Annotated in this window: 13 protein-coding genes and 1 tRNA gene; 3 read left to right on the top strand and 11 right to left on the bottom strand. The window is 46.4% G+C overall.

The features are described 5' to 3' along the window. Positions 1-40 precede the first annotated feature (40 nt). Positions 41-117: transfer RNA gene (locus FW758_RS23100), tRNA-Met, on the top strand. Between the two features lie 184 nt (positions 118-301). Here the strand turns inward: FW758_RS23100 and FW758_RS23095 are convergent. The 10 genes from FW758_RS23095 to FW758_RS23050 all read right to left on the bottom strand — a co-directional run bounded on the left by FW758_RS23095 (position 302) and on the right by FW758_RS23050 (position 10,143). After that, on the bottom strand, positions 302-715 hold the full coding sequence (locus FW758_RS23095; protein ID WP_063883044.1) for a hypothetical protein: 414 nt from the start codon (positions 713-715) through the stop codon (positions 302-304). Between the two features lie 236 nt (positions 716-951). Then, positions 952-1,443, bottom strand: a complete 492-nt coding sequence (locus FW758_RS23090; protein WP_006082080.1) for a GNAT family N-acetyltransferase — start codon at positions 1,441-1,443, stop codon at positions 952-954. Between the two features lie 460 nt (positions 1,444-1,903). Next, positions 1,904-2,503, bottom strand: coding sequence for a recombination mediator RecR (gene recR, locus FW758_RS23085; RefSeq protein ID WP_006082081.1), 600 nt, complete (start codon positions 2,501-2,503; stop codon positions 1,904-1,906). A gap of 12 nt (positions 2,504-2,515) precedes the next feature. Continuing rightward, positions 2,516-2,845 carry a YbaB/EbfC family nucleoid-associated protein gene (locus tag FW758_RS23080; protein WP_006082082.1) on the bottom strand — a complete coding sequence of 110 codons (330 nt, stop codon included), beginning with the start codon at positions 2,843-2,845 and terminating at the stop codon, positions 2,516-2,518. Positions 2,846-3,068: 223 nt separating this feature from the next. Further along, the gene (gene dnaX / locus FW758_RS23075; RefSeq protein ID WP_446446646.1) at positions 3,069-6,470 is read right to left on the bottom strand and encodes a DNA polymerase III subunit gamma/tau; all 3,402 of its coding nucleotides are present in this window, start codon (positions 6,468-6,470) and stop codon (positions 3,069-3,071) included. Positions 6,471-6,507: 37 nt separating this feature from the next. After that, the gene (apt, locus tag FW758_RS23070) at positions 6,508-7,059 is read right to left on the bottom strand and encodes an adenine phosphoribosyltransferase (protein ID WP_086010671.1); all 552 of its coding nucleotides are present in this window, start codon (positions 7,057-7,059) and stop codon (positions 6,508-6,510) included. 267 nt (positions 7,060-7,326) lie between these two features. Continuing rightward, positions 7,327-7,695, bottom strand: a complete 369-nt coding sequence (locus FW758_RS23065) for a YbaN family protein (RefSeq protein ID WP_012089492.1) — start codon at positions 7,693-7,695, stop codon at positions 7,327-7,329. Between the two features lie 354 nt (positions 7,696-8,049). Continuing rightward, a complete protein-coding gene (locus FW758_RS23060) occupies positions 8,050-8,796 on the bottom strand; it encodes an HvfC family RiPP maturation protein (RefSeq protein ID WP_259580689.1) in 747 nt (248 codons plus the stop codon). After that, on the bottom strand, positions 8,796-9,665 hold the full coding sequence (locus FW758_RS23055; protein ID WP_446446645.1) for an HvfB family MNIO-type RiPP peptide maturase: 870 nt from the start codon (positions 9,663-9,665) through the stop codon (positions 8,796-8,798). Before FW758_RS23055 ends, FW758_RS23060 begins: the two co-directional genes overlap by 1 nt. 112 nt (positions 9,666-9,777) lie before the next feature. Beyond that, positions 9,778-10,143 carry an HvfA family oxazolone/thioamide-modified RiPP metallophore gene (locus FW758_RS23050; RefSeq protein ID WP_446446644.1) on the bottom strand — a complete coding sequence of 122 codons (366 nt, stop codon included), beginning with the start codon at positions 10,141-10,143 and terminating at the stop codon, positions 9,778-9,780. Positions 10,144-10,412: 269 nt separating this feature from the next. On the opposite strand from FW758_RS23050, the gene FW758_RS23045 reads away from it, so the two are divergent. Next, on the top strand, positions 10,413-11,366 hold the full coding sequence (locus tag FW758_RS23045; RefSeq protein WP_011847064.1) for a tRNA-dihydrouridine synthase: 954 nt from the start codon (positions 10,413-10,415) through the stop codon (positions 11,364-11,366). 247 nt (positions 11,367-11,613) lie between these two features. After that, entirely contained in the window at positions 11,614-11,973 is a 360-nt protein-coding gene (locus tag FW758_RS23040) for a TraR/DksA C4-type zinc finger protein (RefSeq protein WP_311890673.1), read from the top strand. Positions 11,974-12,077: 104 nt separating this feature from the next. Here the strand turns inward: FW758_RS23040 and FW758_RS23035 are convergent. After that, a partial coding sequence (locus FW758_RS23035; RefSeq protein WP_446446643.1) for a TonB-dependent receptor domain-containing protein occupies positions 12,078-13,438 on the bottom strand: 1,361 nt, incomplete at its 5' end.

Raw genomic sequence — 13,438 nt, 5'->3', positions numbered from 1 at the left:
TCTTACTAGTGAAAGTTAAAAAACTAGCACAACAATCGGACGCGGGATGGAGCAGTATGGTAGCTCGTCGGGCTCATAACCCGAAGGTCGTCGGTTCAAATCCGGCTCCCGCAACCAATTTAACCAGCATAAGCTGGTCTTTTTGTACCTAAAAATCAATGAAACCCACAGTAAAATATGGGATAGAGCGGCATGCTAACTCGTCGGGCTCAACTCTTTATAAATAACGGGCGAAGGTCATCAGTTCAAATCCACTTCAGCAACAGCATCCGAACTAAAAATTTAACCTGATTAGCTGATCTCAATGCGTTTTTTGGATTTCAAATTTCGCCATGAAGGTATCGGACAATATGACTCCGGCCATAGCACCAAAGGAAACGGTGAAAATCATGATGAAAGGTAGAGGTTTCAAATAAGCGGAAGTGAGAACACCTTGACCGAACCAGTGCAGCAACAGACCAAGGATCATGACGCCAAAAGCGAGCTTATTCGCGGCAAAAAACATCGGAATTTCGAACGCCCACAACGCTTTATTTTCCTTAAATTGAGCGAAACCGAAATAGAGATAAAGCAGTAATGCCACGATAGCAATAGCACAAACACTGAGTACATAGCTTAATTGAGACGTCCCAGCCAAGACTTGATAGCCGATACGAATGGCATAAATACCAACACCCAACCAAAGTATCAGTAGTGGCAATAAAATGAGTCCCATTTTTTATCCTTAAAAGTTGAGATAGACACACACTTAGCACCTAAAGCGAGCTCTGAAAATAGGCGCTTAATGCTATCCCAGACCTCAGTTCGTGAAGTGAGCGCTTGAAGTAAGTTCTTAGATTGAGCACTTAGCGTCAGATCCTATAGAAAGTTAGGACTTGGAATGAGCGCTTAGAGTCCATTCTTAAAGTAAATGCCTTAAGCAACCGTTAAAATAGCGCCAAGACCAGCATGCTACTTTATCCGCGCCATATGATACACACTGACAAACTCACCATTTCTAAAAGCAAAATCCTTCGACTCACCTTCAATCACAAAGCCAAACTTTTTATACAGACCAATGGCGGCATGATTATCGGTATAAACCGTTAATTCAATTCGTTTTATATTCATCCATTTATCGGTAAGCTCAAGCATAGCGTTAATCAAGGCGCTGCCAACACCGCGGCCTTGGTAGCTGTCTTTTACCCCCATTCCAAAGGAGGCAACATGCCTGCGACGGGGTTGCTCGTACACCTCAAAACCCAACTCGCCGACAATTTCACCTTCAATCTCTGCGACATAGCGACTAATATGATTCGATGTTGCCGCAAGGCGTGACTCCCATTTATCGGTCGATGGCCAAGGGAGTTGTAAGGTACCAGTATAGGCATTTGGGCAGGCATATACGGCTTGAATAGCTGCGGCGTCACGCTTCTCTGCATGCCTAATCGTAATCTTTTCCAATGAGTCCCCTCCATGGTTTTCTAATAAAAAATACCTGTCCGGTTCAACGTACACAGAGCTAAGCACACAGATCTAAATCCACGAATTAGCTTAGGCACAAAGGCGCGAACACTGTGGTAAATCGCAACTTAGCCCGCTTCTTATCAAACCGACTTTACGGATGAAGCTCGCATAAGACAAGTATGAAATTTAAAAAACTATTGATAAACCTAGTTTTTATATGGGTAGATATCAATTGAAATGAGGATTGAAGCACAGCGCTATCTCCACGGCCCTATCACCACAACTCTGCCTCGACACCGATGTTAAAACACTGGGCAAATAAAAACCCGCTCAAGATAGGTTCTTGGCGGGTTTAAGGGATATCGCGACAATTGAGTCGAGTCGAACAGTTCAGCATTTAAATTAAGCTAATATAATCAATCGCATTACACTAACTAAACTGAGTCACTGTGTTCTGTTAAAGCGGTAAACGGCCATTGAATGACAAGGCTAACGTCGTGCTATCCACGTATTCAAGCTCGCCACCAACGGGCACGCCGTGGGCGATGCGACTGATCATCACCTTATGGCGTCTGGCCATATCAGCAATAAAATGCGCTGTTGCCTCGCCTTCTACCGTCGGATTGGTCGCTAAAATCAACTCGGCCACATCACCCGAAGCCAAGTGGCGCTCGAGTAACGCTAAACCTAGCTCTTCTGGCCCAACACCATCGAGTGGCGATAAATGACCTAAAAGAACAAAGTAGCGACCGGTGAAATGTCCACCCGCCTCAATGGCTAACACATCGGCCGGCGTTTCCACCACACAAATGGTAGAAGACGTGCCGCGTTTATGGCTAGCACAAATCGGACAGAGGGTTTCTTCAGTGTAGGTTCGGCAAGACTGACAATGACCGACGTCACTCATCGCACTGGACAGCGCACTGGCTAATTTAAGCCCTGCTTTTCTGTCGCGCTCGAGTAACTGAAACGCCATACGTTGCGCCGATTTAGGCCCAACCCCAGGTAAACAACGCAGGGACTGAATTAACTCATCTAACAGTGGACTAAATTTCATCGGCTATCTCAATTAAAATGGCATTTTCATGCCTGGAGGTAATTGCATACCACCAGTGACTTCGGCCATTTTAGTTTTTTGGTTTTCTTCGATTCGACGGGCAGCGTCATTACAAGCCGCAGCAATCAAATCTTCCAGCATTTCTTTGTCGTCTTCCATCAGGCTTGGGTCGATTTCAACTTTACGCACTGTGTGCGCGCCAGTCATGGTGACTTTCACCAAACCTGCACCAGATTCACCCACCATTTCCATACGGGCGATTTCTTCCTGCACTTTGGCCATTTTTTCTTGCATCATCTGGGCCTGTTTCATCAGATTGCCCATACCGCCTTTTCCAAACATAGTCTTTTCTCTTCTATTAGGGTTAGTCGCAAGCATTAACGCGGCTAATCTTACTTAAATAAATGGGATTGGCAATCAATGCCGTTATCTTGTTAATAAACTTATGATCTCGATGCCGAGTTTCTCAGCAGCATCACTATAAATATGCACTTCAAGCTCAAATTTAAACCACAAGGTTACAAATTAACGACGAACATTTTACCCAAGGGCTCGTCAATAATGGTTAACTCGCCGCCTCAGTTAACTCAGGTAACGCTTGTATTTGCTGACTGCGTAAATTCAACAACTCGGGCGGATACACTAAACTGTCGGCATCGAGTTCGGCGCCCATACGTTGGATCAACCATTGCACATTGTCATCATGGATCAGTGATTGATGCGCCTGTTGCAGCAACTCTTGGTGGAAACGTTTACGTAACTCTAAAGGCGTTTCCCGCTGCGCATCGATTCCTATGACCACTTGTACCCGTCTTGGGTTCCCGAGCGCAGCACTTAAGGCTTGCTCAAGCTGAACTATGGCGACATCGGCCGCAAGATGTTTCTGATTTGGCTTAAGCAACAGCGGCAAAGGATCGCTCTGGGTTTGGCAAACGGAATTAACCGCCAGTTGCCGCACTCGCCCGCCGACCTCTAAGCTCGCCATCAACTTGTACCAATGCAAATCTAATGGATGACCACTGATCGGAAGTGTACTAAGCGCGACTTCCCTCTCCTGCGTACGTTCAACAGCGCTAGCCGTCTGAGTCTGTGCAGTCGTGCTAGCTGGCGTTAATGCGGTAGCTTGCACTTTATCTTGATGTCTTGCTTGAGTTTGAAGCACTTGTGACTTCGAACCTGAACCCTGTTCGGCACTCTGGGAGTCATTACCATCAGGCACGTTATTGGTAGTATTGCTAGTATCTAAAGATCCTTGACCACTGCTGGCAGAGTCATCATTTATATCAGAGCCTTGAGCCATCACAGCATCAGCGATATTAGTATTGCCGCTATCAACCTGAGTCGTTTCGATAAGCTCAGCTGTTGACACTATTTCTGGCGCAGCCTCCCAAGGCGGACGATCATATGCTGCCGGTTTGACTGGATCAGCAGGGACAGAACCTGATGCGCTTGCAGCCGAAGACACTGATTGATGCTGAGCCATTGGCTCAAGATCTAAGTCAAAATCATCATCGAAATCTATTGTTAAATCGGGGTCTAAATCAGCGGCGGGATCGGCAGAGAATGACGCACTTGTCTGACTTGCATCACTTTTACTGGCATGTTTTGATAAACTGATCCCATTGGCTTTACTGTTTGGTGTCTTTAATTTTGAGTCCAGTGACGACTTTTTTTCATCACCGTCCTTAACACTTAAGGCGTCGAGATCTGATAACAGTGAATCTCGCGCAGCCAACACCGCCGAGAGAATATCATCATCGGCTAAGGATGCGGAGGCTAGTGTTGGAATTGAAATTGGAGTTGGTGTTGGTGTCTGAGGAGACACTTGAGCCATTGCAGCTGACTGACTATCAACTGAGCCTTGCATGCCTACATCACTTTGAATACTTGCTGCGCTTCGAACATCAGCAGAATGTTGAACACTATCTGAGTGTTCAACTTCATCAGGTACCGCATGAGCGTCAAAACTGTGATGAAAGTCGTCATCATTGTAAGAGCCAGAAGAAAATTCAACATAAGCATCTTGATAGGAATCGAGCGGCGCTGACTCTTGGGCATAAACTCCCATCGCTGGATAAGAATGCGCTGCTTCAGTTCCATAGGGACTATGTTCATCAAGCCCTTTTTGCTCAAGCGTGTTGTTAGCGGTGGGATTGTTATCCAGTGTGTTCTCAGCTGCGCTGTTGTTAACAGCAGGTGTTGAATCTACAAGCGTTTCAGCCGCTGCTAGATTAACAATACTCGACTCGGCAGTTGCCCCAATTAATTCAGGAACTTCACTATTATGAGCATCAAGACTGGCAACCGATGCTTCAATGTCAGCAACGGGTTCAGAAATGTGTAAAGAAGGCGCTTGAGCGGTTGATACTGTTTGAGTTTGAGGCTCTACCTCAGCATTCACTGTGTCAGCGTTTAAGCTGTCAGCGTTAAATCCCTGACTCTGCGCCTGACTTAGAATCACCGCCTGTTCGGCAATTAATGCCGCATCCGCTTCGAGCTCAGCATCAAGCGCCTGCTCTACAGTATCTGCTGGCTCAATTGACACGTCAGCCATGTCAACAGCGTCCGCTTGCGCGGTTTCAACTTGCTGGTTAGCGCTAGTTTGCTCAATTAATGCTGTTTTTTTTTCAGCAGGCACTGTTTGAGTGGTATGCGGTTCAGTTGTATGTGTTTCAGCAGTATGTGTTTCAGCAAACTGTTGTTCATTTACATGAGGAGCTTGCGCAGCAGTTGCCGCAACGGGCGTTTGCCCTTCGGGTAAACGGATCTCAGCGACCGCATCTGGCTGCCAACGCTTTACCGGCTTTTCTGCTACAAATGCGACAGCCCGTAACAGCGCCATCTCAAGACCCGATTTAGGGTCTGGTGCATGGGGTAAATCTTTGCGGCCCGTTAATAAAATCTGATAATAAAGCTGCACTTGCTCCGGTGTCAGCTGCTCGGCAAAGGCGCGAATTTGCGCGCTATACAAAGATTGCTGCGCGGCCGCGGGGGCAAATTGGGTCAAGGTAATTTGATGTAACAGTTCAAGTAAACTGCGCAGCACTTCTTGGGCATCGGCGCCGTACGCGAGCACTTGGGCACAAGTGTGCATTAACACGCCAATATCGGCATCGGTTAAGGCTTTAAGCAAGGCAACCACATGCTGCTCATCAATACTGCCCAGCATAGTTTGCACTTGAGTGAGCATCACATTGCCGCCACCAAAGGCGATCGCTTGATCGGTCAAACTCAAGGCATCACGCATACTGCCATTGGCGGCTTTAGCAAGAAGCTTTAGGGCTTCAACATCAAAGGGAAATTGCTCTTGAGTCAAAATATGATTGAGCTGAGTGCCAATTTCGCTTTGGGTAAGGCTTTTTAAATTGAATTGCAAACAACGGGATAACACAGTCACGGGCAGTTTCTGTGGATCAGTTGTCGCCAAAAGAAATTTAACGTGCTCGGGGGGTTCTTCTAAGGTTTTTAGCAGTGCGTTAAAACTGCTGCGCGACAGCATATGCACTTCGTCGATGAGATAAACCTTAAAACGGCCACGGGTCGGGCGATACTGCACATTGTCTAACAGCTCACGGGTGTCATCGACCTTAGTGCGGGACGCAGCATCGACTTCAATTAAATCGACAAAACGGCCTTGAGCGATTTCCACGCAGCTGCCGCAAACACCACAGGGAGTCGCTGTCACGCCTTGTTCGCAATTTAAGCCTTTGGCAAAGAGTCGCGCCAAGCTGGTTTTACCGACACCGCGCGTTCCCGTAAACAGGTAAGCATGATGTAAGCGCTGCTGGCTTAACGCATTGGTCAAGGCATGCAAAACATGGCTTTGGCCAACCATTTGATCAAATGTGGCAGGGCGCCATTTTCTGGCTAACACCTGATATGACATGGAACTCCCCAGAGTATGTGATACAAGAGCGGGAGCATGCGCCCCGAGAACTTTGAAAGATAACATGTCATGATTTGACATGCCATCAAACTATCCCAAGGCGCCTTTAGCTGCAGATTTATTCGCCTTCAAACTCACAAAGTTTAACCAACTCAAGCCCTAAAGCGGTTAAACGTGCTTCACCACCTAAATCAGGTAATGAGATCACAAAGGCCGCATGTTTAACTTCACCGCCCAGTTGGCGAATGAGTTTAACGGTCGCTTCAATAGTACCGCCAGTCGCGAGTAAATCGTCAACGACTAGCACTTTGTCATTTGGGTTAATCGCATCGGTATGAATTTCTAGGCTATCGTGACCGTATTCCAGTTCATAGCTTTGGCTGATAGTCGCACGCGGTAATTTACCCGGTTTACGCACAGGTACAAAACCCACACCCAATTCTAAAGCCAACGGCGCGCCAAACAAGAAACCACGGGCCTCAGTGCCCACAATTTTGGTAAAGCCTTGGCCACGATAATGTTCAACTAACAAGTCGATGGTCGCTTTATAGGCGGCTGCATTCTCAAGCAAACTGGTGACATCTCGAAATAAAATCCCTTCCTTAGGATAATTAGGAATCGTTTTAATGCTTTGCTTTATCAAGGATAAGGTTTCTGTATTCATAGCCATCATATTTACTTAATAAGTTACTTAATCAATTCACCAACCTAGCGTTGGCGGTATAAAACAAAACGTCCACACTGGGTGGACGCATTGTCGAAAGTCGGACAAAGCTTATGCCGCTTTAGTTTTAGTTGCAACAATCACAACGCACAAGTGATGGAAAGGTTATCAATTTGTGCCTTAGATCAAACCCTGTCGGCACAGTGTTACATCCCCTCACCCATGACGCGGCGAAAACGATTTGCCACACATTGAATCCATAGTGTCGCTCAATCATCCCTCTATTTCAGGGATCCCTTTGAGATACCAGAGTAAGACGAGTGCCATCACGAGCAGCAAACCTTTTACCCAAAGGATAGGCACCACAATAATGCTGACACTAAAACTCAGCGCGCTGACGACCATGGCTTTGCGTTTCAACCCCTTACGCATTGCTCGCTGCTCTTGCCACTGGGTTAAGGCATCGGCAAACCAAGGATGAGTCATCAACCAATGGTGTAAACGTTCACTGGAGCGGGCAAAGCAAAAAGCGGCAAGCAAGATAAACGGCACGGTCGGTAGCAAAGGCAGCACAATACCGAGTAAACCCAAGGCTAACGCGGTTAAACCTAACAATAAAAATAATCCGCGCTTTAATACCATCGATTTACTTACCCTTTATCGGAAAAACAAAAGCCACTCTAAGAGTGGCCAATAGTCTATGCGCTCGAGATTAACGCTCGCTTAAATTAGACCTAAGTGCTTTAACCAAGACAGGCTTGCTGGCAGAGTCGGCAACAGTAAAACTAAAATAAAACCAATAAAATACAAAAAATTAAATGGGTCTTTGAACGGCTGACTACTCATTACAGCTCCTCTAGTATGTGCAAGTATAAGTGCGCAGGAATCGTACAGTGATTGAGATCACAAAACGGCCGACATTGTAGCGGTTTGTCAAATTAATAAAAACCCTCTAACTGTAGGGTTATTGCATTTATTTCGGCAAGAATCCCCACCTTAAGACTGACGACCGCGCACTATCCCTTTGGCCGCTAATTGCTCGAGTAACTGAGTACAACCTTGCGCAATAATCTCTGGCGCCATTTTAGGATAAGTGATTGTTAACCAATCAAGTATCTCTTTAAAGCTCGCTTGGCCTTGAGCTTGAAGAAATGCCAGCACCTGTGCACTTAAGGGATTTAACTGTAGGAAACACACTTCGCAATCGGCATCTTGATAGAGACAAAAAAACACTGGCGTATCGAGTTGTTGCTGCGGACGATAATCATGACGAATGTGCTGCACCTCAAAATGATACTGCGCCACCCTCGCCGTCTTCGATAAACATAAGGCCTGCATCGGAATTTGCGCTGGGCTAAGTTGAGATTCATCCCCACTCGCCTGTGCAACCGCAACAGCTAACTCTAGCCATTCATAGTGGGCTAATTCGAGCATAAAAACAGGATCATTTGCCGTGGGCTGATATTCTTGCTGTAAAAAATCTAAAAACTCGCCTGCAATGTCGATAAAAATCGGCGATTGGCAATCATGTTGACTAAAAAAGCTTTGCACTAATGCCAACCACTCTTCCTCAGAATACAAACTTTTCAGCACGGGAAAGCCATTCGACACAAATCCCAGCACATTATTGAAAAATAACTCGCGGTAAACCTGCATGCGCCGGACATCAGTATCCGCGGGCAATGGCCGAGACGGATCGCGGATATAATCGATAAAGGATTGCTGCACTTGCTTAAAATCCATTAGGCGATCCTCTTTACAACATGAGCGCTATTTTGAATGTGAGAGCTGGGCGCCGCCGCTTGATAAGCGTGGATTTGATTTAGCTCGAGCAACAATTCAGCAGTTGTCGGCACATTAAAGTCACGCTCAAGCAAGGTCGGCTTTACCCCATGTAAGGCATAGCAACGTTGCAACAGTGCCCAAACGGGATCGTTAATGGCGGCGCCATGGGTGTCGATGAGTAAATCTTCAGCTTGCTTGTAGTGCCCAGCGATATGCAGATAAGCGATACGCTCCGTCGGCATGGCCTGTAAAAAGGTATCGGCATCGTATTGATGATTTATCGAGTTCACATAGATGTTGTTCACATCGAGTAGCAGCTTACAATCGGCTTCTTGCAGCACAGCATTGACGAATTCAAGTTCACTCATGTGCGCGCCGGGGGCGGCATAAAATGACACATTTTCTAAAATAAGTGGCCGCTCTAAAATATCTTCGACCTGCTTCACCCGCGCCGCCACATGCTTTACCGCTGCGTCGGTAAAAGGGATAGGCATTAAATCATATAAGTGACCTTGGCCAGAGCAATAACTTAAGTGTTCGGAATAGACTTGGATTTGGTGTAAATTCATAAAGGTTTTGATGTTTTTTACAAACGCGAGATCTAAGGGTTTAGGGCTACCAATCGATAGGCTTAAACCGTGGCAGTAGAAAGTATGTTGCTCGGTTAGTTCTCGAAATTGGCGGCCAAATTTACCACCTAAGGTCATCCAATTCTCAGGCGCCACTTCAAAAAAATCAATAGCATCAGGCACCTGTGTACAAAACTCACTGAGCATTTCTCGCCGTAAGCCCAGTCCTACCTGTACCGCATTTTTTTGATTATTCATAAAACCTCACGAACGCTTGGTCATCGCTTTAGGATAAAACAAAAGAGACCAGCGCGGGCTGGCCTCTTTAGACTCAATAACCCCCATCACAGCGGGCTCAGTGCAGTCAGATTTATTTCATTTCTTTTTTAACGGCTTCGACTTTAGCGTCAACTTTCTCAGCGGTTTTCTTCATATCCGCGCCACATTTCGCTTCACCACACTTACCTTCGTGTGCTTTCGCCATCGCGGCTTTTTTCACATCGGCACCGCATTTCGCTTCGCCACATTTGCCTTCTTTGGCTTTTTCAGCGGCGGCTTTCTTCATATCCGCGCCGCATTTGGCTTCACCACATTTACCTTCTGAGCCGACAATTTGATAACCCGCATCCATTACTTCAAAACCAAACGGGTTAGTTTGGGCATTGACAGCAAAAGCTGAACTCATGACGACTGAACCTAAGGCTACTGCAACTGCTGTTTTTTTAACTGAATTCATAAATAATTCCTTCTTGTTTATTGAGTAATGTTGACCAACAACAGTAGAAGTAGCTGGCTTACTGCAAAAGACCTGCCCTATTTCAATTCTATTGCAAAAAAATATCACTAAATCACAGAAATGGTCAAAATATCCTGCTAGGACAATCAGTTTAGCGTGGATTTTATTTATGAGTGCGCCTATTAATCCGCATTCACTCGACCACTTTGTAACTTAAGGCCGATAAGGTAGAATGCTCGCCCTTTGCAAATAGATATGGGTTTACTGCAGTGCGTGTGATTTTGGCTCCAATGGAAGGCGTAGTAGACGCTTTGATGCGTGATATTCTATCGACCATCAATCCCTACGATTTGCTCGTCACCGAATTTGTGCGTGTGGTAGACCAACTGCTGCCTGAAAAAGTCTTTCTCAAACTTTGTCCTGAGCTGCTCAACAACGGCAATACCCCTTCGGGTACGCCAGTGCGAGTGCAGTTACTCGGCCAAGAGCCCCAATGTATGGGCGAAAATGCCCTGCGGGCGATTGAACTCGGTTCACACGGTGTCGATGCCAACTTTGGCTGTCCGGCTAAAATCGTTAACCGCAGCAAAGGTGGCGCCGTATTACTGCAATATCCTGAGAGTGTGCACGATATTGTCAAAGCCATGCGTCAAGCGGTACCGAAAGAACATGCCGTGACCGCCAAAATACGTTTGGGCTACGAAGATAAGTCACTGTTCATGGAAAATGCTATCGCTGTGTATGAAGCCGGCGCAACTGAGCTTGCCATCCATGCGCGTAGTAAAGTCGACGGCTACAGACCGCCCGCCTACTGGGAATACATCACAGAAGTACGCAAACGTTTGCCTATCCCGGTGATCGCCAACGGCGAGATTTGGAACAGCGATGATGCTAAGCGTTGCATCGAAGTCACCGGCTGCGACAGTATTATGATCGGCCGTGGGGCGATTTCATTGCCGAACTTGGCCGATACCATCAAGACAGGTGCAACCCCTTATACTTGGGCGCAAACCTTAGGGCTGATGCTCAGTTATACCCAAAGGGAACTCAATGGCCGCAAGAGCGACTATTATCCCGCCCGAATCAAACAGTGGTTTACCTATCTCAATCGTCAATATCCCGAAGCCGATACCTTGTTCAGGGAGCTGCGCGTATTTAAAACCACAGAAGAAATCGTCGCTGTATTAGAAGCTGCGCAGCGAAACTTAGGCAACGAATCATAGAAGAGTGAGCTACCACAGAACGGCAACAAGCCATATAAGCGTTAGAAATCGAGATTCAATGCGCGGCAATCTGAGCCATGAAAGGGACTTCGCCATAGCACACATAATGCGATAGGAATGAAGTACTTTTTCGATTTTTAACGGTGGAAAAACCTAAAATGTGGCAGATACTTGATCTTTATCATAGTCGTTGGTAGTGGAACTATTAGACTGGACGCCTAGAGTCAAATGAAATAGGCGATTTTACGTGAGCACCACCCATATCAGACATGAATTGTCAGAGCTTGAAGCTAATCTAAGGAAAGAACTCGGCGCGCTCCCTCCGTTCCTCGAAGTCATAGGGGAGCATTATGCTAGCCTGAGTCTGACAGAGTTAATTGATACATTGGCGCAAACGCCACTGGCCGATCACCCGCTATTTTGCCAGCTGAATAAACTTGATGCCGCCTTTTGTCAGCTCGACTTAGGCCTCTACGGCCTTTGCTCCGACTGCGAAGCGGAAATCGAAACCGAACGCTTAAGCCAAGATCCCACAGAACAACGCTGCGCCTCCTGCGCCGAACATTATCAACACGAACACCGCCACGAGCTGCGCCTCACCCATTGATAGCACTGATTCGATATCCGGTAAGCGGCCTGATAAGTAGGCAAAAAATAAACAAAAAAACCTCCGCAAGCGGAGGTTTGAGTTATCCAGGGAGGGCGGACAACCTAAAACTTCTGGTTTATTCTCAGGTAATACGTTCTACCTAACACATCATATAAACCCACATTCACATCGCGATAATCGGCGTAGGTATAATAGTTTGGTGTTTCAGCATCAAACACATTATTCACCCCTACTGTGATAGAGCCGTTATAAGCATGGGTATAACCAAATTGGATATTGTGTTTAAAGTAATTATCGTAATCGACATAACGGTCGGTTTTTTCTAACTCGTTGAAATAACTTGCTGATTGACTACCAATATAGACGACTGTCCATGCGGCAGAGAAATCATCGTATTTCCAACTTGTCGCAAAGTTGCCACGCCAATCGGGTGAGTCCGTCGTTCCTGCGTAGTCGATCATCTCTGATTCGGCATTATCCTGCTTCTTAAAATCAAGCACGTGAGTCAAATCCAGTTTGAAATTGAAATCACCAAAGCCAGTTTCTAAGTTATAAGCCGTTACAAAATCGATACCAGAGGTCTCAACTGTGGCTAAATTACGTATTCCGGCCTCAATATACTCAATCTTGCCATCTGGACCACGGGTCACATAGGGAGACGATCCATTCTTGATTTCATCACGCAGAATATCATCTACATCGATCGACTCGATTTTATTGTCGTAGGTGATTGAGTAATAAGATAACTCCAAGTTCCATGCATCAGTGACATTCCAAACGCCACCAAAGGTTAACGAGTTACCCTCTTCAGCCTCTAAGTTTGGGTTACCACCAAACCAAGTTTTATGCTGATTATTGGTAGCGCAATATATGGCATCCACGTTACCGGGTTCATTACACCATAGGGAATCCACCGCCTTCTCAAAACTCAAGGATTGAGACGAGAACATTTCACTCATATTTGGCGCACGGAACGAATCACCGTAACTGGCACGCAGTAACAAGCTATCCACTGGGCGCCAGCTCAAACCAAATTTAGGCACCACGGCATCGAAGGTCGATGAGTTGACCACTTCACCTTGAGGCCCAGTCAGAGAGCCTTCCTGCTCATAGCGCTCGTAACGAACCGCGGCTGAGAACTCAACATTAGCAGGTAAACCCACTTGAAACTCGAGATACGCAGCACTACGGTCACGCGTGGCATCGACATCATCACCACCCGAGCCACCGGAAATAATCCCCGCCGCTGATTCTGGATCACTGGTTTGCTTAAACTTGATCATTTCATATTCAAGACCACCGACCATAGCGACCGAAAAATCACCGTTATCGACAAGTAGCGTCGACGCCAAGCCATCTAATTGAGTGCTTTCAAACTTACCTTGATACACCCCAGTATGGGCAGCTTTACGATACAGATCTGTCATCTGTTGATCCCACTGCTCATAACTCATTCCAGAGG

This window comes from Shewanella sp. 1180_01, from assembly GCF_052850535.1.
Note: the sequence above shows the minus strand (reverse complement) of the source record. Positions and strands in the feature narration are given on the sequence as shown.

What these genes read in the sequence shown, in the direction of transcription:
- FW758_RS23060 (WP_259580689.1), bottom strand. Translation starts at nt 8,796, where the DNA reads ATGGATTTTAAGCAAGTGCAGCAATCCTTTATCGATTATATCCGCGAT.
- FW758_RS23055 (WP_446446645.1), bottom strand. Translation starts at nt 9,665, where the DNA reads ATGAATAATCAAAAAAATGCGGTACAGGTAGGACTGGGCTTACGGCGA.
- apt (WP_086010671.1), bottom strand. Translation starts at nt 7,059, where the DNA reads ATGGCTATGAATACAGAAACCTTATCCTTGATAAAGCAAAGCATTAAA.
- FW758_RS23080 (WP_006082082.1), bottom strand. Translation starts at nt 2,845, where the DNA reads ATGTTTGGAAAAGGCGGTATGGGCAATCTGATGAAACAGGCCCAGATG.
- dnaX (WP_446446646.1), bottom strand. Translation starts at nt 6,470, where the DNA reads ATGTCAAATCATGACATGTTATCTTTCAAAGTTCTCGGGGCGCATGCT.
- FW758_RS23050 (WP_446446644.1), bottom strand. Translation starts at nt 10,143, where the DNA reads ATGAATTCAGTTAAAAAAACAGCAGTTGCAGTAGCCTTAGGTTCAGTC.
- FW758_RS23065 (WP_012089492.1), bottom strand. Translation starts at nt 7,695, where the DNA reads ATGGTATTAAAGCGCGGATTATTTTTATTGTTAGGTTTAACCGCGTTA.
- FW758_RS23095 (WP_063883044.1), bottom strand. Translation starts at nt 715, where the DNA reads ATGGGACTCATTTTATTGCCACTACTGATACTTTGGTTGGGTGTTGGT.
- recR (WP_006082081.1), bottom strand. Translation starts at nt 2,503, where the DNA reads ATGAAATTTAGTCCACTGTTAGATGAGTTAATTCAGTCCCTGCGTTGT.